22 protein-coding genes, 1 tRNA gene and 1 pseudogene are annotated in these 24,936 nt (G+C 66.5%); 15 read left to right on the top strand and 9 right to left on the bottom strand.

The window, feature by feature from the left end; all coding sequences use genetic code 11:
• Positions 1-1,569: 1,569 nt before the first annotated feature.
• The gene (locus OG985_RS22175) at positions 1,570-2,991 is read right to left on the bottom strand and encodes a hypothetical protein (RefSeq protein WP_371670080.1); all 1,422 of its coding nucleotides are present in this window, start codon (positions 2,989-2,991) and stop codon (positions 1,570-1,572) included.
• A 9-nt stretch (positions 2,992-3,000) separates the two neighbouring features.
• Positions 3,001-3,825 (bottom strand): serine/threonine-protein kinase, encoded by an 825-nt coding sequence (locus OG985_RS22170; protein WP_371670079.1) that lies wholly within the window; start codon positions 3,823-3,825, stop codon positions 3,001-3,003.
• A 435-nt stretch (positions 3,826-4,260) separates the two neighbouring features.
• On the opposite strand from OG985_RS22170, the pseudogene OG985_RS22165 reads away from it, so the two are divergent.
• A pseudogene (locus OG985_RS22165) lies at positions 4,261-4,386 on the top strand (tyrosine-type recombinase/integrase); the annotation flags it as partial.
• Between the two features lie 168 nt (positions 4,387-4,554).
• Here the strand turns inward: OG985_RS22165 and OG985_RS22160 are convergent.
• The 3 genes from OG985_RS22160 to OG985_RS22150 form a co-directional block, all read right to left on the bottom strand.
• Positions 4,555-4,908 carry a signal peptidase I gene (locus OG985_RS22160; protein ID WP_371670078.1) on the bottom strand — a complete coding sequence of 118 codons (354 nt, stop codon included), beginning with the start codon at positions 4,906-4,908 and terminating at the stop codon, positions 4,555-4,557.
• A gap of 3 nt (positions 4,909-4,911) precedes the next feature.
• Positions 4,912-6,486, bottom strand: a complete 1,575-nt coding sequence (locus OG985_RS22155) for a hypothetical protein (protein WP_371670077.1) — start codon at positions 6,484-6,486, stop codon at positions 4,912-4,914.
• 127 nt (positions 6,487-6,613) lie between these two features.
• A complete protein-coding gene (locus OG985_RS22150) occupies positions 6,614-6,979 on the bottom strand; it encodes a GntR family transcriptional regulator (RefSeq protein ID WP_371670076.1) in 366 nt (121 codons plus the stop codon).
• A gap of 669 nt (positions 6,980-7,648) precedes the next feature.
• On the opposite strand from OG985_RS22150, the gene OG985_RS22145 reads away from it, so the two are divergent.
• The 13 genes from OG985_RS22145 (at position 7,649) to OG985_RS22085 (ending at position 19,637) form a co-directional block, all read left to right on the top strand.
• On the top strand, positions 7,649-7,960 hold the full coding sequence (locus tag OG985_RS22145) for a hypothetical protein (protein WP_371670075.1): 312 nt from the start codon (positions 7,649-7,651) through the stop codon (positions 7,958-7,960).
• Positions 7,957-8,286 carry a hypothetical protein gene (locus tag OG985_RS22140; protein ID WP_371670074.1) on the top strand — a complete coding sequence of 110 codons (330 nt, stop codon included), beginning with the start codon at positions 7,957-7,959 and terminating at the stop codon, positions 8,284-8,286. The genes OG985_RS22145 and OG985_RS22140 overlap by 4 nt, the downstream gene beginning before the upstream one ends.
• Positions 8,283-9,206 carry a DUF2637 domain-containing protein gene (locus tag OG985_RS22135; protein WP_371670073.1) on the top strand — a complete coding sequence of 308 codons (924 nt, stop codon included), beginning with the start codon at positions 8,283-8,285 and terminating at the stop codon, positions 9,204-9,206. The genes OG985_RS22140 and OG985_RS22135 overlap by 4 nt, the downstream gene beginning before the upstream one ends.
• Positions 9,206-9,589, top strand: a complete 384-nt coding sequence (locus tag OG985_RS22130; protein WP_371670072.1) for an RRQRL motif-containing zinc-binding protein — start codon at positions 9,206-9,208, stop codon at positions 9,587-9,589. Before OG985_RS22135 ends, OG985_RS22130 begins: the two co-directional genes overlap by 1 nt.
• Positions 9,590-9,615: 26 nt before the next feature.
• Entirely contained in the window at positions 9,616-9,858 is a 243-nt protein-coding gene (locus OG985_RS22125; protein WP_371670071.1) for a hypothetical protein, read from the top strand.
• 90 nt (positions 9,859-9,948) lie between these two features.
• Positions 9,949-11,541, top strand: coding sequence for a hypothetical protein (locus OG985_RS22120; RefSeq protein WP_371670070.1), 1,593 nt, complete (start codon positions 9,949-9,951; stop codon positions 11,539-11,541).
• A gap of 1 nt (position 11,542) precedes the next feature.
• Positions 11,543-13,651 carry a hypothetical protein gene (locus OG985_RS22115; RefSeq protein WP_371670069.1) on the top strand — a complete coding sequence of 703 codons (2,109 nt, stop codon included), beginning with the start codon at positions 11,543-11,545 and terminating at the stop codon, positions 13,649-13,651.
• Positions 13,652-13,882: 231 nt separating this feature from the next.
• Positions 13,883-14,194, top strand: coding sequence for a hypothetical protein (locus tag OG985_RS22110; protein ID WP_371670068.1), 312 nt, complete (start codon positions 13,883-13,885; stop codon positions 14,192-14,194).
• Between the two features lie 89 nt (positions 14,195-14,283).
• On the top strand, positions 14,284-15,012 hold the full coding sequence (locus OG985_RS22105) for a DNA methylase (RefSeq protein WP_371670067.1): 729 nt from the start codon (positions 14,284-14,286) through the stop codon (positions 15,010-15,012).
• A complete protein-coding gene (locus tag OG985_RS22100; RefSeq protein WP_371670066.1) occupies positions 15,009-15,932 on the top strand; it encodes a bifunctional DNA primase/polymerase in 924 nt (307 codons plus the stop codon). The genes OG985_RS22105 and OG985_RS22100 overlap by 4 nt, the downstream gene beginning before the upstream one ends.
• Positions 15,929-16,351 (top strand): hypothetical protein, encoded by a 423-nt coding sequence (locus tag OG985_RS22095; protein WP_371670065.1) that lies wholly within the window; start codon positions 15,929-15,931, stop codon positions 16,349-16,351. The genes OG985_RS22100 and OG985_RS22095 overlap by 4 nt, the downstream gene beginning before the upstream one ends.
• A complete protein-coding gene (locus OG985_RS22090) occupies positions 16,348-17,595 on the top strand; it encodes a DUF3631 domain-containing protein (protein ID WP_371670064.1) in 1,248 nt (415 codons plus the stop codon). Before OG985_RS22095 ends, OG985_RS22090 begins: the two co-directional genes overlap by 4 nt.
• A 530-nt stretch (positions 17,596-18,125) precedes the next feature.
• Positions 18,126-19,637: a LacI family DNA-binding transcriptional regulator gene (locus OG985_RS22085; protein WP_371670063.1), complete on the top strand. Its 1,512-nt coding sequence runs from the start codon at positions 18,126-18,128 to the stop codon at positions 19,635-19,637.
• 115 nt (positions 19,638-19,752) lie between these two features.
• On the opposite strand, the gene OG985_RS22080 is transcribed toward OG985_RS22085, so the two are convergent.
• The 3 genes from OG985_RS22080 to OG985_RS22070 all read right to left on the bottom strand — a co-directional run bounded on the left by OG985_RS22080 (position 19,753) and on the right by OG985_RS22070 (position 21,854).
• Positions 19,753-19,826: transfer RNA gene (locus OG985_RS22080), tRNA-Pro, on the bottom strand.
• Between the two features lie 34 nt (positions 19,827-19,860).
• Entirely contained in the window at positions 19,861-20,646 is a 786-nt protein-coding gene (locus tag OG985_RS22075) for a Pr6Pr family membrane protein (protein ID WP_371670062.1), read from the bottom strand.
• Between the two features lie 278 nt (positions 20,647-20,924).
• A complete protein-coding gene (locus OG985_RS22070; protein WP_371670061.1) occupies positions 20,925-21,854 on the bottom strand; it encodes a metallophosphoesterase in 930 nt (309 codons plus the stop codon).
• Between the two features lie 93 nt (positions 21,855-21,947).
• On the opposite strand from OG985_RS22070, the gene OG985_RS22065 reads away from it, so the two are divergent.
• Positions 21,948-22,412 (top strand): GatB/YqeY domain-containing protein, encoded by a 465-nt coding sequence (locus OG985_RS22065; RefSeq protein WP_371670060.1) that lies wholly within the window; start codon positions 21,948-21,950, stop codon positions 22,410-22,412.
• A 198-nt stretch (positions 22,413-22,610) separates the two neighbouring features.
• Here the strand turns inward: OG985_RS22065 and OG985_RS22060 are convergent, their stop codons facing one another.
• Positions 22,611-24,875, bottom strand: a complete 2,265-nt coding sequence (locus tag OG985_RS22060) for a transglycosylase domain-containing protein (RefSeq protein ID WP_371670059.1) — start codon at positions 24,873-24,875, stop codon at positions 22,611-22,613.
• Between the last annotated feature and the right edge of the window lie 61 nt (positions 24,876-24,936).

The following is a 24,936-nucleotide window of genomic DNA, read 5'->3' as shown; positions in this document are numbered from 1 at the left end:
CTCTTCGTCCCGAATAATGTGCGGGAAGATCACTGACCAGGGTTGTTGGATGTATGCGCAGGTCAGGGCCTCGGTGTGCGTTGGTCAGCGTAGGTGACGCGCGGCCTGATTTTCTTGATCCACTCCCCGTTCACTCCCCGGGGCTTGGCCCTCGATACACGGTTGCGACGCTCGATTGAAGTGCCTCGTCAATTTGAGGGTGCGCTTGGTCAGTTCGGGATGCATCTCGCAGGCCTGGTGTCCGACCTGATCGACCGTCCCAGCTACAGAGCGGTTCCCCAGCTTCTGCCCCACTGCATGTAGCGCGCCGCCGGCGCGGCCAGCCGGAACGGAGACAAGGAGGCAGCGCCGCAGAGTCGACGCGTGCCCGCTCAATGCGCCGGCCTTCATGGAGGAGAGCAGGTATACCGCGCTGGGAGAGCACGACGATTCTCAAGAGCGTCGCTGAACCCGCATCCATAGCCCCTGTGACCTCCTCTGACTTCTCTCCGGCGGCCCGGAACTGTCTCTCTGGCCCACAGGGCCGGTACGGCAAGGGGCAGGAGCACCACAACCACACCATGCGGCTGCGCCTCGGCAGAACTGAGGCGACGGTTGACTTCCTACGTACAGGGGAAGCGGGGGTGAACAACCGTCCGCGGCGAGCACGGCACAGCCCACCGCGCGCCACAATGTGGTCGCCGGCTTCGACCATGCTGAAAGTTTGAAATTCCCTACCGCCAAGGAAACGATTCGGATACAAATACAATCGCCCTGCGCGCATATAGCAGCGGAAGCCCAATAAGTCTATACTGGTACCGAGTGTCCCAACTTGAAGGAGCATGAGCATGCGGAGAAATAAATTTGCACGCGAAGCCGACATGCTCGCACCAATTGTTGAACAAACGGCCAATTTACTGCCGGGGCGTCAAATTGAGACACTTTTCGAAGTGCAGACTACCGCTGGCATCCCAGACATCGTTTGTATCGAGTTTGACAGGTTGGCACTAAACCGAAGGTCGGAAAATTCTCAGCACTTCGTAGTTGACTTCGCCGACATGTGTACCCTGCGCGCTCTAAATTCATTTAACGAGGAAACAGTATCCGCAGCCACCCTCGCGGCACACGTGCCCTTGAGTGCTGGCTATATCTCCTCGGCTGTTTTGCCGAGACTGGCAGAAAACGGTCACGTCAACAAGGAGTCCCGTGGCCGCTGGCGAGCCATCTCGAAATTTGAAAGCTTGGCTACATATATCTGCACAATGGAAGTTAAGATTCGCGACTGGCGTAGCGGATATAGTCAGACATTGCGCCATAGGGCATCGGCGGATGAATCTTGGCTCGTGTTGGACTCCACCAATTCAGCGCCAGCATCGGCCCATCACGCGTGGTTCACGCAGGCAGAAATTGGTTTGGCAACTGTACACCCCACTGACGGTGTAGAGCGCACTGTAGATCCTCCCGTTAAGAAACGTAGCCGCGTAATTAACGTATACCGCGAACTGCTAGCAGAAAGAGCCGCCCACCTCTATTCCTTGGGTAAGGTGAGCGGCTCAATCGGGCTTGTGTTCGGCGAAGATCTAACAACTACTACAGGGCCTGACCCCAGACGGGCAAGTGTCGTGGGACGTCGTCCGAACCGAGAGGTAGCCCACTCGACCACCTCCTAGCGACAGCCACAATACGACGGACCGCCGCATGGCGCCCGCCCCTCTCAGAGTCCTCATGAACCCTTGCCGTCAAAGCACCCATCGAAAAAATATGGTGAAGTGCGGCAAGGGGGTGAGACCATGGCTGGCTGTCGAAAAGAGCAGGACAGTAGACGCAGTCACAGTTGATGTAGCCAGCCGCATGCTGGAAGACGTCGTGGGCGCTACGGTCCACTGTGTGCAGCATTTGCTTCTCAAAGTACCTCTGAGCCTGCTGCCGGCCGGGCTGACTTCTCCGAAAAGCATGCTCCGTAAATGCCTGTTCGGAACCGCTAACACCCAACCCAAAGCCTGTGGCGCCGTGAGCAAGAGCGAACCAGCCGGTTAGTCCCGTCTGCGGAAGTAGCAGCGATCGCCCTTCATCTACGCAGAGGTTGGCGAGTCGCCTAATTCCCATGAGTAGATCAGCATCGACCGTGGGAGCAAATGCTTTCGATGCACCCCACTGGATTCGAATATGCAGAACGTCGAACTGGTCTTGGTCCAGAATCTCGTCCAGCAGTCGATTACGAAGAGCTCCGCTGGCAAGCCACCGAGACGGTACGGTGAGGTTGAGGGCCACCCGCTCCCCTCGTTCTGTCAGCGCCAGCGCTTCGTCCGCTTGTTGGAAGGCTGCATCGAGCGAATTCTGCGGATCATCCGGATTGAGCGCACGGCCAGGCGTCAACAAAAGGTTGGCACCAACGGCTCGCTGTGCATTCAGTACCTGGCGCAACCAATCGGGCTCTTCAGGCGATGCGAGATATGGAGAATACTCTAGCGCGCGCTTCCCGATTGGGCTGGGAGGCAGACGAAGAATCTTGTCATCGAGGCGATAACACTGTGGGTCAGCAATGCGGAGTGCCGCCACAGACGCCTGCTGAAAGAAGGAAGAAATCTTGGCTGCTTTAGCGGATGGCAGGTTAGCGACGGCCCCCAGTGTTAGCGAACGACCTTTCTTGTGATGCAGGTCGCCCATCACTACGGGAAGGAAATTCGCGTGACGAGCTCCGTGATGCACAAGGTAGACCGGACGATCACCGGCCAAAGCGTCATCTCGGCTAGCAACCGCGGGAGCGGTAGAGATCTCACTTACGGTAGACCCTGCTGGCAATGCCGACACCACGCTTCCCGCGTCAGCTCCACCAACAGCCAAGTACCCGTCTCCGTCATCGAGCGGAACATACGCTTCTTCGGCGGCTAGCCATGCATTAGCTGCCTGGCCTTGCAGTTGCTCCTCGTCCACTACCTCGGTCAGGCTGTCTTCGTCCTCCAGCCATTCCAAGTCGTCCCCAGGCATCGAGTCTGGCTCTTCATGGGCCATGCTTCCCCCTCATTCCGCCTTGAGCCGCATGAGATTACTGGCGCTGCTTCCGCGTTCATGTTCCACGACAGACGTCAGTCTTTCCAGCACTTCCTTAACCGTATTCGGGCAGCCGGCAGGAAGAGTCTCCGGGCCACCCTCAAGTTTTGCGTAGGCGTCACTGATGGAGTATTTTTCGGCTGGCAAATAAAAAGGGTGCCGCCCCGTGATCATTTGCCGCACAGAAACTCCTACGGCCCACAAATCGGCAGCCTTGCGAGCCCGTCGCCCTTCAAGCTGCTCGGGAGCCATATACGGCATAGTGCCGATGTGGCCGGGATATACCGTGATTGTGCTTGCATCCATCTGCTTGGCCAGCCCCAGGTCCAGCAATACAGGTTGATCCCACTGACCGCCGCGTAGAGCTATATTGGCTGGCTTGATATCCCGGTGAATCGTTGCTGCCTTGTGGAGGGCCTGAACACCGAGAAGCAACCCTCTCAGGAAACCAAGTATTGATTCCTTTGGCACAAGACTTCCTGCGTTTAGTCGACGCTCGACATCGCCGCCATCGATGTACTCGAAACGCAAGGCCGGCCGTTGCTCTCCACCGAGTCGGAGTTCTTCCAGCCCTCGAAAGTTAACCACGTATGGAGAGTTTACGCGCGAGAGCCCCTCAACTTCCCGCTCTAGTCGAGTCCGAGGATATCCGTCAGTGCAGATAATTTTTACGGCTTCGCTGCCAACCTGCCATGTATCACCAAACGCGCCGGACCCTAGGAAGGTAACTGGAGCGCCTAGACGGTCAGCAACCTCGTCGGCACTGAAACGCGGAGTGGCAATTGGCTGAGTCAAAGACGTCTCGCTTCACGACTTGCCTACTGGGAGTTTTCTAACACAGGAGCGACAACTGGTTCCCTACAATCATCCAGCTTCGACCACTCGCCGCAAGGGGTTGCAACAAAATCGCCAACCATCACCCGAAAACGTGAGGAACAAACCTTTACATATCACCTGAATGAGACACGGCACGTGCACTCGCCGGGCTGAGTGCGGCCCCGATGTGAGCAGGACGGAACCGCGGTACGGCGGGGCGTGGTTGCCCCTTTTTGGTCATGCTGAAATGGGGTGTGGCTCCAAGATGAGTTCCGGAGGGCAGGTTGATGACACGTGAGGACAGCCGTTCGCATCTCCCGCATTGGCCCGGCTGTTGGAACTGCACCGCAGGAGAAGGACCGGGAGCGTCTGAGGGCCGCGCGAGCGGCGCGAGACCGGTTTCGTCTTCACGTCAAAGTCCGGGACGGCCGGCCGCACAGTGCCCGGCATACCGCCGCCACGATCTTGCTCATCCTTGGAGTCCCGGAACGGGTGGTGATGCAGATTATGGGGTGGTCGTCCACGGCGATGGCGGCCCGGAGGGTTCCGCAGGGTCGCGTTGAGACTGTTGATGAGACTGCAACCGTCGAAGGGCCCCGCTGCGAACAGCGGGGCCCTTCGACATCGTGCCCGGTGAGGCACTGGCGGCGGACACAGAGTCGGACTCGTGAGGGGTTGCCCACAACACGCTCTTGTATGGAGTACGTGTCAGGCGATGGACGGCCAGCGCACGGTCACAACTACAGAGTCTTCTTCTGCCTGCCACGAGTGATCGATCCCTGGCCCCCACACCACATAGTCGCCTTGCTCCTCCAGCGTGACGCTACCTGGGCCGAGGTCTAGCCGGAACTTGCCACTGACGAGGAGGAGCAGGGTGGTGCGCTGATCATCGGCTACCCACTCCGGCCGTTGCTGGCCGGCCGGGTGGATACCCCACTTCACTTCCAGCGCCCCCGTCTGGCGCACCGCGCTTTCGGCGGGATCGATGAAATGCCCCAGAAGCCAACCGCGGTGCTGGTCGGCATCGACGTTCGCATTGCCCGTATACCAGTTGTCAGCCATGACCTACGACTCCAGTTCGATGGAAGGCATCCGAACACGCTGCCCGCCAATCCTGGCAAGCCGTCGGCACCCTTGGGTAAATGCGAAGAAACCTTCGTTACTCCAGCGCGGGTCGAGCGCAAGCGACTCTAGCCGCGCAGTATCTAGACTGGAGTATCGGTGCAGCCCGCTCGATTCCCAGTTCGCTCTGACTTGCCCCCCGTATTTGACCCACCACTCTTCGTCATCGATAACGATCAGGCTCGCGAACTCGTAGTTGCCGCTCACGAGGTTGATCCCCACGGCTGTGGACTCCATCCGCCACGCATCGCTGCCTTGCCGGTCCATGAGCCAATGCATTGGGTCGGACAGGAGACTGGGGTGCATCGGATCGGCATGGAGCTGCTCGCCGACAGTCGAGTCGACATCGGTCCGTCCGAAAAGCTCCTCCTCCATCTCGCGCTCGACTGTTGCTGAGAAGCGAGCATCCTCACCGTAGTCAGCCATCGGTCCGTGGAACGCTTTGGGAATTACTGCCAGGCGTCGGTTTGCGTTGAGTACGCTGCCGGACCGCTCTTGAATCAGGAGTAGGTAGTCGGGGGCGTGGCCGCGTCCACGTGGCCGCGCGATCGCGGTCAGGGCTAACGCTCCGCCTGCGCAAACGCGTCCGGAGAAGTCCAAGACTGCTGTCACATCAGGTAGCAGTTCGTCTCGTATTGGCATCGTTGGTCGTCGGTCTGATTCTTCGGCGATCGACCGCATAAGCTCACTCTCCAAGAGATTGAGCGTGAGTGCGAATTCTACAAAATCGATGACGCCTACACCGCCAGAGATAATCCCAGGCCGAATATCTAAAGAAGTTAGGGTATAAATCTCAGAGTTGACGATCTGACTGCCCTTTTCAATAGATTCGGCCAAGCTTCGCGCTGCTTCTTCCGCCACGCTGCGGCTAAGTCTCATTCCTTGCCGCATGTCGGGCCGAAACTGAAAGCTGTCCTGTCCGTCGCCCACTGGCTGTGCCAGGTCCAACCATGAATCCTGCGTCAGGACGGTTGTCGCAAGCACGTGACCGGCTACCTGCGCCTTGTATGGACGCCATTGGCTGAACCCCGCCTGGTAATAGCGCCGTGCCGCCGCAGCAGCCTGTTCCCTAGTCACCTGTGCGAGTCGCTGAGCCTGCGCTTCCATGGCGCGCGGGTCTAACGCGGCGAGTTCTTCCGTGACCCGCTCTCGTGCGCTTTTGGGTGCCCACGCAAATCTCGATTCGAGCCAGGATAAGGCGGCCGCGATGTGAGGGTCCGTTGCCAAACGCAGTTGCGCAGGCGTCTGGCGACGTGTGGTGACTTGTTCACTTGAGTCTTGTTGACGAATCCCGACTAGCAACGCAAATCGCGCCTTCACGTCAGCCGCCGCATGAAAGAGCAGTGTGTCTAAGGCGCGCTGAATCTCCGCCGTTGGGGCCAACTGTGGGTTAGCGCTCCACGCGGCGACTGTCCTTACAGATGTCCCGAGACGGCCAGCGAATCCTTCGTTTGTTTCGCGAAACGCCTTTTTCAGTGCGCTTGCGTTTTGGCCGGTCCACGTGTCAACGACGTCCAACTAATCCCCCTGCGGTCAGTGGTCTGCACTCCGGCTGCACTCTGACTGCACTCTCGCTTCATGTTGATTTACCGAGACATGCGATTGACTCTTCTCATGAAGAAGCGGAAACCCAAACGGTCGAAGTTCAGGGACTTTTGTCCTGACTCTCACCACTTTCAAGGCGGCTGAGGCGCCCTTTTACGTCTTCGAGCTCTGTGCGCAACGAAGCAATCTGCTCCGCCAGATCTTCGGGCTCGTTTGCTCCGGCCGTTGTGTTCTCCCCTATTGGGAGAACAAAAGTCCCTTTGCCGCTTACGGAAACGATCAACTTTTCCTGCTGAAGCGCTTTCACGGCATCGTGCACCGTAACCTGCGCGGTCTCGTAGTGCTTAGCCAAAGACCGGAGTGAAGGAAAGCTATTTTGCTCAAACTCGCCAGCTCGAATTCGCTGTCGCAAGTCTTCTGCGATCTGAAGGTGCAGCGGACTGGGGGCATCTCTACTGATCGGCACATAGCCACCGTACCAAGGTCACCCAGTCCGCACTAGGGCGCATCAGTCGGTGGGCTTGACTGGCCATCAGTTGAGTGTCATTGTGAAGCGCATCAGGGCGCACTAGTGCACACTGATGTCGAGAGGCGTGCACCGAGGAAGCGTCCGTTTGAAAACTGAAAAGTGATCGTGCGGGGCTGACGCGAGTCGGCGGTCGCGGTAGGTGCCTAGGGCGAGGGTCCGGGGGCAAACCGCCGTGATGGACACCGTCTCTCCCTACGCGCCTGGCAGCGCCACCTGGTCTTTGGGTGTGGGGAAGTACAGCGGGGCTCCAACGCACGTGGCGGCAAGAGTGAGACCGCCCCCGTGACGACCGGGTGATGTCGTCGGCGGCTCGCCACCCTGCACCGATTCGTGCAGGCCGCCCTGCTGGCGTCAGAGCAGTGACGATGACGCACCCGATTCACCGGCTCGGGGCCGGCCCGCCCACAGCAAGGGCGGGTCAGCAAAGCCGCCTTTCTGAGCACCAGTGCTCACGGTCCCCGACACCGGCGTCCACCGCGGCGCCCCGGTGTCGGGAAGCCGTGGCCGCTCGTGCAGTACGAGAGGTCACTTTCAACGGCGCGCGCCCCGGAGCTGCAACTCCGGGGCACTGTTCGGGCCGTTCCACCGACTAAGGAGACACGACCCATGAAGTGCATCGTTGCTGGTCATGAAGCTGTTACCGCGACAGAGTTCGCGGAGCTGGCGTTCGGTATCGATCAGGAGCTGTTCACCGGCCTGGCCGCGGAGTCCGATAGTGATCGGGCGGCGCGGCTGGACGTGGCCCGCGAGGTCCTCGCGGAGCTGCGCGAGGTGGATCCCGGGGCCGCCGCATACGCGGAGTTCCTGCTGCGGACCAGCCCGCTCACGAACGTGCGGGCCGCCGGCTGCCGGACGCGCCGGAGGTCGACGCGCCGGCCGCTGCGCAGCCACGCCGACGTCACGGCGGTGGCGGCATGAGGGACGACGTGACGCTCAACGATCTGACGGCTCCGCTGCGGGCCCTGCGCCTGCTGGCCACGGACTTCGGACACCTTCCCGCTCCGTGCGTGAGCGTGTCGCCCATCTATCCCGACCGCCTGGAGCTCTCGCTCCACTTCGGCCTGCCCACCTTCGAGGCGTGGCGTGAGGCGCTGCGGATCGATCCGGAGGCGGTCACCTACCGCGAGCACAGCGACGGCCGGACCCGCGTCCTGCGCACGATCACGACCTACGCGGGTGCCGAGCTGGAGCTGATCGGCTACGGCGACATCAGCGCCCCGCTACCGGTCGGGGGTACGGCATGAACCGCAAGGGCAAGATCCTGCTGGTCGTTGCCCTGGTCGTAGTGGTCGGGATGGCGTTCCGGGTGTCGTGGAACGCGCTGCGGGACGTGGCCTGCGCGATCGGCGCGGACCACACCGCGGCCACCCTGTACCCGTTCGTGGTCGACGGCCTGATGGCGCTGGCGCTCATCGCGACGCTGGTCCTGACCAACGAGAAGGACAAGCGGACCGCGCTGCGGGTGCTGGCCACCTATACGCTCGCCTCGCTGGTCCTCAACTACGTGCACGGCCTGGTCCCCGAGCTGCATGGCGCATCGGTCGACTGGGGCCGGCTGGCCGACTGGGACAGCGCGAACTACGTGCTCGTACTGCTGGCCACCTCGCTCCCGGTCGGCTCCATCTACTTCGGCTCGGACCTGGTCGCCAAGGTGCTCCACCACCGCCCAGCATCCGCGAACGAGCTGGCGGGCGGGCAGCGTGCGGATGAGCCCGCACACCTGCCGCACGCCGACGCGCTGTCCACCGAGGCGGGCCCGCTCGACGCGCCCGCCGATCCTCAGCCGTCCGCGGCTCCGGTTGCGTCGGGCCTGGTCGGGGAGAGTGAGGGCAGCGTGCGGGGGGAGGTTCCGCACGGCCCGCACGCGGTCCGCACACCGGAACCGAATGCGGAGGAAGAGGCAGCCCGTCAGGCTCAGTTCGAGGAAGCGGAACTGGAGCGGATGCGGCAGGACGCGCGCCGTACGTACGCCGAATCCGCACAGGCGGAGCGCCCGCTGTCCGCCCGTGCGCTGGGTGAGGCGTACGGCATGAGCGAGTCGTGGGCACGCAAGCAGATCCTCGCCGTGCGCGACGCTGACGACAGCGAGCGGCCGCACCTGGTGGCCGTGAACGGCGGTGAGCAGCCTTCCAACCTGGCGCTCGCTAGCGGGGGCAGGCACTGATGCCCAGCGCGTTCGCCGACTGCTTCGACCCGGCCGGCGCCCGTTACGGAGTGCCTACCTACCCCTTCCGGCTGGCCCCGGAGGGGCTTGCCACCCGCCGCCAACTCCGCGCCCGCGGACTGCGACCGGGCGGGCAGCCGATCGCCGCGCAGGTGATGCGCATCCGCCGACGCTCGGGTGGCCACCAGGTCGCCTACCTCTACCGCCTCGACCTCGCCAAGCCCGTGCGTCCCATGACCTCACGCAAGTGGGGCGCGCTCGCGCTGGCGATGCTGGCCCGCCGCACCTGCCCCCGCTGCCAACTGGACGTCGGCTACTGCATCCCGACCTCCTACGGCATCTGCGGCCTGTGCATCGCCGCCGAAGAACAGCACGCCGCCTGACCCCTCTTCGACGTCCGGGAGGACTCGTGAGCACCACGCCGCAGCCCACCGCACCCGCCGCCCCGCCAGCCGAGGACACGCATTTCTTCGTCCTGACCCTGGAGAAGCCGGGCCGGTTTTCGATGACGCAGGAAGGCACCTGCACCCCGCCGCCCGGCAGCAGCCGACGGGACATGTACCGGCTGATCTACCAGTCCGTCACCGCTCAGGACCCGAATCTGTCCGGTGCCTCGGTGGGCTTCTTCTCGATGGAGCCCAACCGGCTCTGACCCGCCCGAACACCACTTGCCGGGCCCGACCGTCCACCTTGCCAAGCGACACGGTCGGGCCCTTTGACTCCCCAAAGGAGTGCTCTCAGCATGACGGACCTCACGACCGAGCCGGTAGCCCTTGATGCTGCGGCGGTCACACCACCGCCCCCGCCGGAACCGCCAGCCAGCACAGCGCAGCACGTGAAGGAGGTCGACCACACCCCCGGCGGCTGGCCGATCGTCCCGCTCGCCTTGACCGGCACGAACAGCACCGTCGGCATGGTCGCCGCCGCATCATTGGCGGGCGGACCCATCGCCGCCATGATCGCCGCGACCGGGGCCGTGGTCATCGGCACCGTCGCGGCTGCCCGCTCCCGCACCCCCAGCAAACGCCGTGACACCCGACGCGCCGCGGCCCAAACCGCTGGACGTGCCGCGGCACGGAGCGCGGGCCTGCACCGCGGCGGCGCGAGCAGGACCGGAGCCGGGGGTCGCTCGCACGGTTCCCGCTCCGGCCGCGGCGGCGCGGGCTCCGGCCGGCTGCCGGGCCAGCACCGCCGTAACGCAGGCCCGACCGCCCGGCACGCCAGCACCGCCACCGGCGCCAAGACTCACGGCAAGGCCGGTCACGGCGCGTCCAAGCACGCGGCCGGCGCCGCGGGTAAAGCGGCGAGCCGGGTCGGGCAGGTCAAGGCACTGCGCGCCGCCCAGCAGGCTGCGGCCGGCCCGCGCGGTAGTCAGCGGGCGCAGACCACCGCGGCTCGCCGCGCGGTCGCGGATGCCCGCCGCAACGCCAAAGCAGCCGGCAGCGGTGCGGGCCTGACCGCCCGTGCCGGACACAAGTCCGGTGTGGCCGGGCGGATGCTCGCAGGCGCCGCCCGCAAGGCCCGCGCGGGGCGGGATGCGGCGATCAGCAAGAACCGTGCGCGTCGGGACCGGAAGGCCGGCGTCACGGTCGACGCGCAGCGCGGCGCGGTCCGCAAGGCACCCGCCCGCAAGGCGGCCCGGCAGGCGTTGCGCAGGTCGGCGGCCCGCTTCCAGGGCCGGCGCCTGCTCGCCGCGCTGCTCGCGCTGCCGCTGGGTCTGCTCGGGCTGATCACCAGCCCGATCGGCCGCAAGTTGAACCTGCCCTGGCTCATCCACCCCGGCCGGCGCCTGTACCGGCGGATCGGCGGGGCGGCCCGCGAGCAGCGCACCCTCCGCGACGACGCGATCCGCGAGGAGCTGCACGACAAGGAGACGGCAGCGGATGCCGAGGCCGCCACCGACGGCAGCAGCGGCATCGCCGGTGACGTGAAGCGCCCCGCCGAACGAGTCCCGACCAGCACGAACACCTCTGTGAGTGAAGGAGAGAACGTGTCCGGCTTCCAGTTCGAAGAGGCCGCTTCCGAGATGGAGCAGGCCGCCAACGCCTACGACCCCGACAACGCCATGGAGATCCTCGCCATGGTCGAGGGACTGCCCGCCGCCCTCACCTCGGTGGCGAACGTGATGAAGATCCTCGCGGAACGCTCCGACTCGGAGTTTCCGCTGGAAAAGGAGGTCGCGGACGCCTTCAACGACATCTTCGGCGCCCTGATGAGCGCCGTCGCCGTCGCGGAGGACATGGGCCCACTGTTCCGGCAGGTCCACGCGCAGGACATCGCCCGACACGAAGACCCCCGCAACGGCCCCGAGGCAGAGAAGGGCTGGAACGTCTGAGATGACCACCACCACCGCCAAACAGCAGGGCAGTGGCCCGGTGCTGGACTGGAGTGCCGGTCACGGACCCGTGACCGGCGCCCTGTCCGCCACCACCGGAGCCTTCGCCGTCGCCACCACCGGCGCCGCAACCTCCATGCCCCCCGGCTGGGCACTCGCCGTCGGCGCCGCGGGCGCCCTGGGACACACCGTCGCCGGCCTGCGGGTGCGCAACGCCGGCCGCACCCTCGCCACCCGCGCCGCGTCCTGGCTGGTCGGTGCCGGCTGGACCACGTGGGCCATGACCCACGGGCCGCTCACCTGGGCCGCCCTCGGCTCCCTGGCCACCATCGGCGTCGGCATCGGCGCCACCGCCCGCTCCGTCGCCCTCTACGAAGAAGCCCGCGAAGAAGAAGCCATCGCCGCGGAGCAGCGGGTGATCGCGCGGGAGTTGTCGGCGGAGCGGCGGGCGATCGCCGCGGAGTGGATCGAACGCATTCAGCGGATCTGCCACATCACCGTGCGCGTCCTCGGAGTGGAGAAGTGGGAGACGGGGGCCGGCTACTCCCTAGATCTCGAACCGCAGGGCGGCATCACCTACGACCGCATCGCCCAGCACTCCGTAGCCCTGTCGGCGGATGCGAAGCTGCCGCACGGCTGCACCGCCACCGCCGGGCCCGGCATCCATCAGGGCCGCACCATCCTGGACGTGACCACCGTCAACGTCCTTGCAGACGACTGCCCCTACCCCACCGACTACGGGCCCTTGTCCGTGCTCACCGGGATTCCGTGGGGGCTGCGCACCAACGGAGAGTTGGTGCCCGCCTACCTGCGCGAGCAGTGCGCCCTGGTCGTGGGCCCGACCGGGTCGGGCAAGACGAACATGGTCCACACGATCCTCGCCGGCTTCGCCCGCGCCGAGGACGTCCTCACCTGGGTGATCGACCTCAACGCAGGATCAGCCGGCCTGCCCTGGGTGCTGCCCGCCCTGAACGGGGAGCTGGAGCAGGGAAATGGCAAGCCGGTCCGGCCCGGTATCGACTGGCTCGCCGGCACCTACGAGGAAGCCCTCACCATGCTCGATGCGGCCCTCGCGATCGGGCTGCACCGCAAGAAGGCGTACCAGGACGTGCTGTCCAGGGCGAACACCGATCTGCTGCCGATCAGCGCGAAGATTCCGCAGATCATGCTGGTCATCGATGAGGGCGCGGAGATCCTGGTCAGCACCGACCGGCAGATGAAGGAACTCGCCAAGAAGATCCTGGAAGTCATCCGCATGCTGCGCGCCATGGGCCTGCGCACCGTCCTGACCGCCCTCGGAGCCACCGGCAGCGTGCTCGGGAATTTGATGATCCGCCGTGAGGGCAAGGTGCGCGTCGCCCTCACCGGCGGAGAGACCGAGGGCATGGACCTGGGCAAGATGTTCCCCGGCCGGCGCGGACTGCGCGTCGACCAAGCCCCCTACCAGGGCGCAGGGTTCATGGGCACCCCGGAGTCACCGGCCGCGCTGTTCAAGGCGTGGCGCATCCTCCCCAACCAGATCCGGGAGATCACCGCCGCGACCTCCGAACGGCATCCGCGGTTGGACGACGTGTCCGCCAAAGCGGCCGGGCCCGCCTACGCGCGCCGCTGGGACGCCGACCGCACCGCATGGATGCGCGACCTCACCCCCGACACCAGCGCTGGCAGCGAGTCGTCCGCGGACGGGTCGGGGCTGAACCTGTCCGCCCTGCGCCCCGAGGGGCCGGAGGCTTCGCAGGAAGACGAGATGCTGCGCCGCTTCCGGGCGGAGATCGACGCCCAGTTCGGCACCGCACCAGAACCGACCGCGACGGCAGCCGAACCTCCCGCGCCGGGCGGGCTGAACCTGTCCGCACTCAACCGGGAGCCCGAGCAGGACAGTCCCGCCCAGCGGGCCGCGCTCGCCCTGCTGCGCGCCTCCGGAACCGAGGGCACCGGAGCCTCCGCGATCGCCCGCGCGCTCACCGATGAGTACGGCACCACCCGGCAGACGGTCGTTCGCTGGCTCCAGGACTGGTCCAAGGACGGCACCGCCGTCCGCGTCGGGGAGGGCACCAAAGCCCGCTACGTCCACCGCGACAACGCCCCCCAAACGCCTCCCGAGAGCTGACCTTGTCGCTTGTCGCCCCTACCCGAAGAGAAGCCGTGCAGCGGGCCTGTGGGGCGCGGATACGGCTTGTGACCTGGGAGGCGACAAGCGACAAGACAAGCGACAAGACAAGACAAGCGACAAGCCGCACGACAAGGAAGACGACAAGCAACGCGACAAGCAAACCCACCCGCCACACGGGCCCGCACCACCTTCGGTGCGGGCCCGCGGCACACCCCGAGGGAGCCCGCCATGGACCCCAATCACCCGCCCGGGATCATCGCCCCGCACATACCCGTCGACGTCTGGAACCGCGCGCAGGCCACCGGTCAGCCGGTCGTCATCGTGGCCCCGGCGACCAACGAGAACGCCATCACGCTGCGTCGGATCGTCGTCCCGTTCGCGATCGCCGGGGCTGCCGTCCTCGGCGGTTGGGGACTGGTCGCTGCCCTGTGCTTCCTGCTCGACGCCGCGGCCCACACCTTCACCGTCATCGCCGGCGCCGCCGGACCCATCGGCGTCGGCGGCATCACCCTCAAACTCGCCCGCAACAAGGGCGCCTAGCTACGCCAAGGGCGGCCCCCGCATCTCGCCAAAGAACTGGGGCCGCCCTTGTCCACCTGCCACGAACTGACCTGTGGAGGTCTCCCAGCATGACCCATCGACCCGACCTCGGGCGACTGCTCGCTCTGCTCGAACCTGTCCGCGTGCTCGACGCGTACTGCTGCATCGGCGGCGCCGCCAAGGGCTACCGGCGCGCGTTCGGCAACTGCCACATCACCGGCGTCGACCACGAGACGCAGCCGGACTACTGCGGTGACGCCTTCCACCAGGCGGACGCGATCGAGTACATCCGCGCCCACGGCCACGAATACGACTTCATCCACGCCTCGCCCCCCTGCCAGGGCGAGGGCGCACCGACCAAGGGCACCAACAAGGCGCGCAACGCTGCGATCGGCCGCATCTACCCCCGCCTCATCGCGCCGACCAGGTCCGCACTGGAGGCCACGGGCCGGCCGTACGTGATGGAGAACGTGCCCGGCTCCGAGGTCCGCAAAGACATTCGCCTGTGCGGGGAACAGTTCGGCCTCGGGGTGCTGATGCACCGCTACTTCGAACTCGGAGGCTGGAGCACCACGCAACCGGCCCACCCCCGTCACCGCGGCTACCGCCACGGCGAATACCGCGAGGGCCCCTACGTCGCCGCCTACGGCAAGGGTGGCGGTAAGGCCACCGTGGACGAGATCCGCGCCGCCAAGGGCATCGACTGGTCCACCCACCACCTCCGCCTGCGCGAAGCACTCCCGCCCGCGTACACCGCATGGATCGGCCGCGCGTTCCTCGCCGCCGTGCCCGTACTCGAGATGGAGGCCGCGGCGTGAGCACGCTGCCGGGCACGGACCAGATCGGGTTGAGACTCCTGGCGCGTGCGACGCAGGCCGCCCAACGCGGTTGGCACGTCATCCCCTTACGGCCCCACGACAAACGGCCCGCCGGCCACGCGGAGCGATACTGCCTCGCTACCGGACGCTGCGCGGACGGGCACAAGACACCCGAGCAGCGCGCCACCAGGGACAAAGACCTGCTCGTTGCGGCGTGGACGCAACAGCCCTACAACCTCGGCATCGCCACCGGTCCGTCCGGGCTGTTGGTAGTCGACCTGGACACGCTCAAGCCACAAGATCCGAAAGGAACGCCTGACGGCGCGACTTCCTTTGCAGCGCTCTGCGAGCGCGCCGGGCAGGAAGCACCCGCTACCTACCGGGTGCGGACCGCACGCGGCGGCGAGCATCTGTACTTCACCCAACCTCCCGGCGCCGCGCTGCACTCCACTGCCGGACGGCTCGCAAAGAAGATCGACACCCGGGGATGGGGCGGATACGTCGTCGCCCCCGGCAGCACCACCCCAGACGGCGCCTACGAGGTTTTAGACGACCGTGAGCCCGTCGTGCTGCCGGACTGGCTGCACGACGCGCTCAAGCCCCGTCCCCGGCCGGTCCATGGCAGCACGGTCGCCGTGACGACCCGTGCGAGCGGGTACGCCGCGGCGGCACTGCGGGGCGAGGTCGGCAACGTGGCCACCGCCGCGGACGGCACCCGCAACGCTGTTTTGCTGCGGGCCGCACGCGCTCTGGGGCGGCTGATCGCGTCCGGCGACCTGGACCGCGGGGAGGTTCAGGAGGCTCTTAGTAGGGCGGCAGCGGGCAACGCGACACAGTCCCAGCGCTACTACGACGACGTCATCACCCGTGGTCTGGACTGGTCCATCGCTCACAACACGCCTGGTGGGAGGGCCGCATGACCAGCCCCCCACCTACTAAGAGCCTCAACGGCCCCCGCCCGGCGTCAGCCGCTCCACAGACTGTGGACACGTCGGCCGCAGGCGAGCCGAAAGGCGCCGCCCGCAAGGGCGTCCCCACTGCTGTTCGTCCTGAGAAGTTCCGCAGCGACCAGGCCCGCCACACCACCCCCGACCCGGCCCCGGAGCGGCCCGGCATCCGCATCTACGCCCCACCGCTCTACCGCCACCACTGGGACGGGGCCCGCTGGTCCACACGCCCCGGCGACAGTCCGAACGCCGCCTACGCATGCGCGTGCGGACAGACCGGCACCGCCACCGGAGCCCCGAACGTGGCCGCGCTCGCGGACGACTACGCGGCTCACAAGTCCGTCTGCACGGGAGAGTCCGTGACCTTGCCCGAAAGGAGGGCCGCCGCATGACCGAGATCATCGACGGGGCCGCGCTGCTGGACGAGGTGGAAGCCTTCCACCGCCGCTTCAACGTCTTCCCCACCGAACACGCCTACGTCGCCGTCACCCTGTGGGACGCACACGCCCACCTGATGGACGCGCTCGATGGAACAGCCCGGATCGCCTTCCTCAGCCCCGAACCGGGCTCGGGGAAGTCACGGGCACTGGAGATCATCGAGACCCTCACGCCACGCTCCGCGACCACCGTCAACGCCTCCGCCAACGCCCTGTTCCGGCTCGTCTCCGCAGATGAGGGCACCCCGACTCTCCTGTTTGACGAGATCGACACCGTGTTCGGGCCCAAAGCGGGCGGGAACGAGGAAGTCCGCGGGTTCCTCAACTCCGGCTACCGGCGCGGGGCCAAGTCCCTGCGCTGCATCGGCGACGGATCTGACCAGAAGGCCGCCTTCCTGCCTTCGTTCTGCGCGGTCGCCATGGCGGGACTCGGCTCGCTGCCGGACACGATCCTGACCAGGTCGGTCATCATCCGCATGCGCAAGAAGGCACCCAACGAGAAGTGCGAGCCCTACCGGCGCCGCGTCCACGAGAAGCAAGGCCACATCCTGCGAGACCGGCTCGCGGACTGGGCCACCCCCCTGCACGACCAGATCGCCAACGCCTGGCCGGACATGCCCGAGGGCGTCACGGACCGGCCGGCCGACGTCTGGGAGCCGCTGCTGGCGGTGGCGGACGCTGCCGGCGGGCACTGGCCCGAGCGAGCACGCGCCGCCTGCATCGCGCTCATCAAGGCCGCAGCGCAGGGCGGTGAGGCATCCCTCGGGGTGCGCCTGCTGACGGACCTGCGCGACAAGGTCTACTGCGGTGCCGACCGCATGCCGACCGCGGCCATCCTCGAAGTCCTTCTAGGGCTCGATGACGCGCCGTGGGCCGACATGAGCGAGGACGGGCAGAGCATCAAGCCCCTCACCGCGCGCACCCTCTCCAGGCTGCTGAGCCAGTACGTGCGACCCGACAACACCCCCATCAAGCCCCGCGGCATCCGGGTGGGCAGCGGCACCCCGAAGGGCTACTACGCGGAGGACCTCTCCGACGCCTGGGCCCGCTACTGCCCCCCTCCCCCCGGAGAATCCGCAACATCCGCAACGTCCGCAACATCGCAGGTCAACGGGGGTGAATCTGTGGCGGATGCCCCTTCTGAGAGCCGCCACATGTCCGCGGAAACCGACACACGCCAACTCCGCATCGCCGGCTGACCAGCCATACCCGCAGGTCCCGCCGCGCCGCCCCGCGCGGCGGGACCTATCCGCAACAGAAACGGCATCCGCCACAGATTCAAGCCGCTGACCAGCAATGTTGCGGCGTGGCGGATGTTGCGGATCCCCAGAAGGCCAAGACGAGGAGTCACGAAGGTGTCGAAGGAGAGTGGACTTCCCCCGAGCTATTCGGCTGCGGAGGTAGCGACATCACTGGGGTGCTCGGAGTGGTGGGTGAAGGAACAAGTCCGCCGACGGCGCATCCCTTTCCTGAGGAGCGGTGGCGGTTACCGCTTCACCAGCGATCACGTCCGAGAGATCTTCCACATCCTTGAGGAACGGCCCAACCCGGCAAACGCCACCGAGGTCGACACAGCACCCCGGCGCCGCGCCACAACGCAGAAGGCAGGGCCAGTGGTGAGTCTCAGTGCACGCCGCCCGCGTCGCACACGGAACGCCGCGTAAAGAAGAGCCGATCATGAGGGGTGGAGGCCGCGGCCTCCACCCCTCGCTTGTTGCGAGAGGTGACCATGGGCTACGGCGAGAAGCGCGTCGACTACTACCGAGGCCGATACTGGATTGCACCCGGTGTGCTCCGCACCGTCGTAGACGCCAACGGTGTCACGCTCCGATTCGCCACCAAGCGCGAGGCCGCGAAGGCAGCGAACGATGCGGAGGCCAAGGTCCGAGAGGTTGGCTATCGCGACCCGAAAGCCGGGAAGGAAACCTTCGGCCAGTACGTGAACCGCTGGTACGCGGCGCAGGAGTTGGCCGCTTCTACTATGCAGAACTACAAGCGGCACATCGAGGAGCACCTCCTCCCGGCCTTCGAGGACAAGGCCATCGCCGACATCCAGCCCACGGACGTCGGTGCCTGGGAGAAGAAGGAGCGGAAGCTCTACGCCCCGTCCAGTGTGAAGACCTGGCACGGTACCTTGCACCTCATCCTCGCCGATGCCATGGATGAAGGACTTTGCGACTCCAACCCGGCAACCAAGCGGCGCGGCCGAGGTAAGCGCGCCGGCCGCTCCCGGAACCGCGGCCCCGAGAAGGTAGTGACCGACGCTCTCGGGATCCTGCTGACAGCCGAGCGGGCTGCGCTGCTGTCTGGCCGTGACGACGAATTCGTAGCCGTAATGCTGAAGGGCTACACGGGCATGCGATGGGGCGAAGTCGTCGGCCTGGAACGCAAGTTCGTGCGCCCCACCTCGGTGCGGGTGGAGTGGCAGCTCTACGAACTCGACTCGGGGAAGTTCGAGCGCTGCCCGCCCAAGGACGACTCTTACCGGACCATCGACACGCCGAAGTGGCTGTCTGGGTTGGTGGCAAGCCATATCGCCCGGACCGAGTCGGCACCCTGCCCGTGCCACGAACAGACTTACGTGTTCCGTGGCCACGGTCCCGCCAACGGGGCTGTCCGCCACGTAGGAGCAAAGCTGGTCGATGTCGCCCGCCGTGCCGATGTCTCCGCGGCAACGGTCTCGAACGTGCTGAACCGGCCGGGCACGGTCGCGGAACAGACCCGGATCAGGGTGGAGACAGCCATCGCGGAACTCGGCTACGTCCGTGCCGGCCAGTCGGGAGAGACGGCTGCGCACTGGCGTCGCACTGGCTTCGCCACCTGGCTGTTCCATCCGGCCGTCACGGGGTGGTATCCGAAGAAGGCCCCGCAGGAGGCGCGCCCCGTACCGGTGATGGCGCACCCGTGGCCAGGGTTGCCAGCGCGGGGCCGGAATGCCTCGGGCCGCGCCGACGCATGTTGGCTGCCGATCGCGCGAGGTCTCACTCCGCACGGGCTGAGGCACTCCCACAAGACAGTCATGGAGGAACTCGGGATCCCACCCAAACTCATGGATGAACGCATGGGACACGAGGACGGCTCAGTGCAAGCCCGCTACTCGCACATCACGGCGCGGATGAGAAACCGGCTCATGGAGGAACTGACCGAGCAGTGGGAGGAAGCGTTGGCGGCACGGTCTGCCATGCACCCGCGGTCACCGGTGCGCGCGCTCGATGTGCTGCTGAGAGCGCGGCAGGCGTGACATCCGGGGAGTCGATTTCCTTGATCCACTCCCCGCTCACTCCCCAGGGACCCTATGGAACGAGTCAGGACCACATCCCAAAAACGGTATGTGGTCCTGACCTGGTACTTCACTGTCGGGGTGGCGGGATTTGAACCCACGACCTCTTCGTCCCGAACGAAGCGCGCTGCCAAGCTGCGCTACACCCCGATTGTCGCTGCTCGTCGCGGCGACGTCGTTTACTTTAGCCCACCGGTGGCTGGAGACGAAATCCGGTTTTCCCGCGGTGGCGGGTGGGGTTCGGGCGGACGTGGTCGAGGGCTACGAGGAGGAGGGCGAGGGCGTAGAAGGAGAGCCCGAGGAGGAGCGCGTTGGCCAGGACGCTCTTGTAGCCGTGGTGGTCGACGTCCAGGAACGGGTAGAGGTAACGGCCGTTGGTGCCGGGCAGGATCAGCTCGCCGCGGACGAGGGAGAACGCCAGGTAGGCCATGGGGTAGACCAGCCACGTCGAGGCCTGGCGCAGGTGCAGGCGGCCGGGGGCGGTCAGGAGCAGCCAGTCCAGTACCGCCGCGATCGGGATCACCGTATGGAGGATCTGGTTGGCGATCGCCTGCCGGCCCGCCGGCTCCGTGGTGCCGCCGATCAGGGAGAACGGGCTCGCAGCATCTGCCAGGAGCAGGTGGTAGACCAGGCCGGTGATCGCGATGTAGAGCAGCGTGGCGCCGGTCACGAGTGACGGCAGGGGGCGGCGGGCCGTCCAGGCTCGGCGGGCCGAAAAGAGGAAGACCAGGGCCAGAAGAATGTTGCTCTGGATCGCGAAGTGGCTCAGGACCCGCACGGGGCTGCCCAACAGCAGGTCGATCGTCACGCCGGCGGCCGCCGTCAGGGCGACCACCAGGCGGTAGACGGCGACCAGGGGACGGCGGACGGGCGCCACCACGGCCGAGGCGGGGACGGATGACGGCAGCAGTGCGGGCATGCCCGGGAGCGCGGGAAGGTCCGGGATGTCCCTGGGTATCGGGGCGGTCATGCCATCAACGCTAAGCAAGACCGGCAAAAGGGGCGATACGGGCGGGCTGAGCGGGTTACCCCTGGCAGGCCTCCACTGACCCGTCCGCGCCCCGTGCCCCCGCGCCCCGAGGCGCCCTCCGTGCCCGAGGTGCCCTCTGCCCTCCGCGCCCCGAGGTGCCCTCCGCGCCCCGAGGTGCCCTCTGCCCTCCGCACCCCGAGGTGCCCTCCGCGCCCGAAGGCGCCCCCCGTGCCCGAAACGCCCCCCGGCGCCTCTCTAGCTCCCCCCAGCCCCTCTGCTCACTGCTCCCGGCTCACCAGCGTCAGCAGCGTCGCCTCCGGGGGGCATGCGAACCGGACCGGTGTGTACCTGCTCGTTCCGCAGCCCGCCGACACGTGCAGGTACGCCGTGCGGTCCTCCGCCGTGTGCGTCGAGAGGCCCTTGACGCGGTCCGGGTCCAGGTCGCAGTTGGTGACCAGGGCGCCGTAGAAGGGGATGCACAACTGGCCGCCGTGCGTGTGGCCGGCCAGGATCAGGGGATAGTCGTCCGCCGTGAAGGCGTCCAGCACCCGCAGGTACGGGGCGTGCACCACGCCCATCGAGAAGTCGGCCGAGTCCGACGGGCCGCCGGCCACCCGCTGGTACCGGTCCCGCTTGATGTGCGGGTCGTCCAGGCCGGTCAGCTCCAGCGACATGCCCTCGATCTTCAGCGTCCCCCGTGTGTTCGTCAGGTTCAGCCAGCCGGCGCCGTCGAAGCCTTCGCGCAGGTCCTCCCACGGGTTGTGGAGGACGTTGACTGCCGGCGCGTTTCCGTTGAGGCCGTGGCTTCCGCTGGCCCGCTCCAGCAGGTAGCGGGCGGGGTTGCGCATCTTGGGGCCGTAGTAGTCGTTGGAGCCGAAGACGTACGCCCCCGGGAACTCCATCAGGGGGCCCAGTGCGTCCAGGACCTCCGGGACGCCCTCCGGGTCGGACAGGTTGTCGCCCGTGTTGATCACGAAGTCGGGACGCAGCCCGGCCAGCGAGCGCAGCCAGCGCTGCTTCTTGCGCTGGCCGCCCACCATGTGGATGTCGGAGACCTGCAGCACGCGCAGGGGACGCATGCCGGCGGGGAGGACGGGCACCGTCACTCGCCGGAGGCGGAAGGAGCGGACCTCGAAGCCCGCCGCGTAGACCAGCCCGGCGGCGCCAGCCGCCGCGATTCCCAGGGGTACTCCGTATCGCGCGCGCATGCGCCCATCGTGTCAGACCCTTTCGGTGCCTCGTGCCCACCGTCCGTGAAATGCACGGGCGTAGGGCGCTCGACACCTGCGACAATCAAACCCATGACCACGCTCAAGTCGAAGCTGCAGGCAGACCTCAACGCCGCGATCAAGGAGCGCGACGAGCTCCGCTCCTCGACGCTCCGGCTGACCCTCGCCGCGATCACGAAGGAGGAGGTCGCGGGCAAGGAGAAGCGCGTGCTCTCCGACGACGAGGTCCTCAAGGTGATCACCAAGGAGGCGAAGAAGCGTCGCGAGGCCGCGGACGCCTTTGCTCAGGGTGGTCGTCCCGAGTCGGCCGAGCGGGAGAAGGCGGAGGGCCAGCTGCTCGCCGCGTACCTGCCCCAGCAGCTCAGCGACGAGGAGCTGAACCGGATCGTCGGCCAGGCCGTCGAGGAGGCGAAGGCTGCCGGGGCCGAGGGCCCGCGGGCCATGGGCGCGGTCATGAAGATCGTGAACCCGAAGGTCGCCGGTCAGGCCGAGGGCGGCCGCGTCGCCGCGGTGGTCAAGAAGCTCCTGGCCGGCTGACCCGAGGACGACAAGGGCGCCTTTTCCGTCGTACGACGGGAAAGGCGCCCTTCGTCTTTACCTTGCTCGGACCGGCGGAACGGCCAGACCAGCGGCTGAGGGAACGGCGGAACGGCGCACCAAGCTGCTAGCCGTTAGCCGCTAGCAGACCAGCGGAGCCGCAGGCCGGGTAGGCGAACGAACCCCGGGCCCGCCGCCTCAGCCGCGCCCCCCGTTCCCGTTCCCCCCGTTGCCCTGCCCCTGGAAGAAGTTGTCCGGGATGGAGATGGTCGGGTTCGGGAAGGTGTCGCCGTTGGTGCCACCGTTGTTGTCGCCGTTGTTCCCGTCCCCGTTGCCGTTTCCGTTCCCGTCGTCGCTGTCGTCGTCGTCCTTGTCCTTGTCCTTGTCCTTCTGCGGGTCCGGGATGTTGACGAGGTTGAAGGACTCGGCGTTCTTGCCCGAGAGGGCGCCGGCCATGGCGTCCTTCCAGATCGGGCCCGGGACCTGACCGCCGTAGACGAGTTCGTGGTAGACGCCGCCGATGTTGATCTGCCTCATCTGGACCTTCTGGGTGGCACTGCCGACCCAGACGGCGCCCGACATGTTCGGGGTGTAGCCGACGAACCAGGCGTTCTTGCGCTCGTCCGTCGTACCGGTCTTGCCGGCGCTCTCGCGGTCGGTGAGGCCGGCCTGCTGACCCGTACCGGAGTCGATCACTCCGCGCAGCAGGGTGTTGACGGTGTCCGCGGTCTTCTCACTCATCGCCCGCGAGCACGTCGACTTCGGCACCTCGAGCGACTTCTGCTCGTCGGCGAGCTTCTGCGTGATCGACTCGATGGCGATCGGCGTGCAGTACATACCGCGGGAGGCGAAGGCGGCGTACGCGCTCGCCATCGTCAGCGGTGACAGGCCCACCGAGCCGAGCGCGATGGCGGGCCGCTCCGGCAGCTTGGTGCCGTTGCCCTGCCTGACCTGCAACTTGTCGGTCATGTTGACCACGGGGCACAGGCCGATGTCGGAGATCATCTGCACGAAGTAGGTGTTGACCGACTTGGCCATCGCCTCCTTCAGCGGGTACGGCCCGACCTCCGACTCGCTCTCGTTCGAGACCTTCTGCGCGCCCTGGTTGGTCCACGGCTTGTTCTCGCAGGTCTGTACGGGGCTCGGGTACTCCATCTCGTACGGCGACGAGTACTGCTGCGTGGCCGGCCGGCCCTGCTCCAGCGCGGCCGCGGCCACGAAGGGCTTGAACGTCGAACCCGTCGGGAAGCCGAAGTTGGAGCCGCCCATGGCCGCGTCGACCGAGTAGTTGTACTCGGTCTCGTTCTTGCCGTAGCCGTACGGCTTCGACTGGCCCATTCCGACGATCTTGCCGGTGCCCGGCTCCACCAGGGTGGCGGCGGCGGCGACCGAGTCGGACTTGTAGACGTGGTCCTTGAGCGAGGCCTGCACCGATTCCTGCGCCTGCGGGTCCAGGGTCGTACGGATCGTCAGGCCGCCCCGGTTCCAGACCTTGGCGCGGGCTTCCTTGGTCTTGCCGAAGACCGGGTCGCTGAGGAAGACCTTCTCGACGTACTTGCAGAAGAAACTGGCGCCGTTGACGGCCGTGATGCAGCCGTTCTTGGGCTGGCTGACCTTGAGGCCGAGCGGGGCCTTCTTGGCCCTGTCGGCGTCCGCCCGGGAGACGTCGCCGACCTCGGCCATCCGGTCCAGGACGGTGTTGCGCCGCTTGGTCGCCTCGGCCTCGTCGTTGACCGGGTCGTAGCGGCTCGGGGACTGCACGATGCCGGCGAGCAGCGCCGACTCCTGCAGGTTCAGGTCCTTGGCGTGCTTGGAGAAGTAGCGCTCGGCGGCGGCCTCGACTCCGTAGGCCTGCTCGCCGAAGAACGTGATGTTCAGGTAGTTCTCGAGGATCTTCTTCTTGCCCAGTTCCTCTTCGACCTGGATCGCGTACTTCAGTTCCTTGATCTTGCGGCCGAGGGTCTGCTGGGTGGCCTGGGCGACCTTCGTCGGGTCGTCGCCGGCCTCCTCCACGAAGACGTTCTTGACCAACTGCTGGGTGAGCGTGGACGCGCCCTGGGACACCCCGCCGCTCTGCGCGTTCTTGTTGAGGGCGCGCAGGACGCCCTTCAGGTCGATCGCGCCGTGCTGGTAGAAGCGCGCGTCCTCGATCGCGACGATCGCCTTCTGTATGAACGGCGACATGTCCTTGAGCCCCACCACCGTGCGGTCGCGTGAGTAGACCGTGGCGATCTGGTGGCCCTTGCTGTCGAGGATCGTGGTCCGCTGGCTCAGTGGCGGGCTCTTCAGATTGGCCGGGATCTCGTCGAAGCCCTCGACCGACCCCTTGGCCGCGAGGCCCAGTGCGCCGGCCGCGGGCAACGCGATGCCGGCCATCACGGCTCCCGCGAGCACACTGACACCGAGGAACTTGGCGGCCTGCTGCGTGGTGGACAGACCACCGCCCGAGCGCTTCTTTGGCATGGGGGCAGCCTACGTTCTCATTCGCCGGACACGCGTATATGCCTTGGCCTAAGCTGCTCTC

The organism is Streptomyces sp. NBC_00289 (assembly GCF_041435115.1).
Classification (GTDB): domain Bacteria; phylum Actinomycetota; class Actinomycetes; order Streptomycetales; family Streptomycetaceae; genus Streptomyces.
The sequence above is the reverse complement of the archived record's forward strand: the minus strand, read 5'-3'. Positions and strand labels throughout refer to the sequence as shown.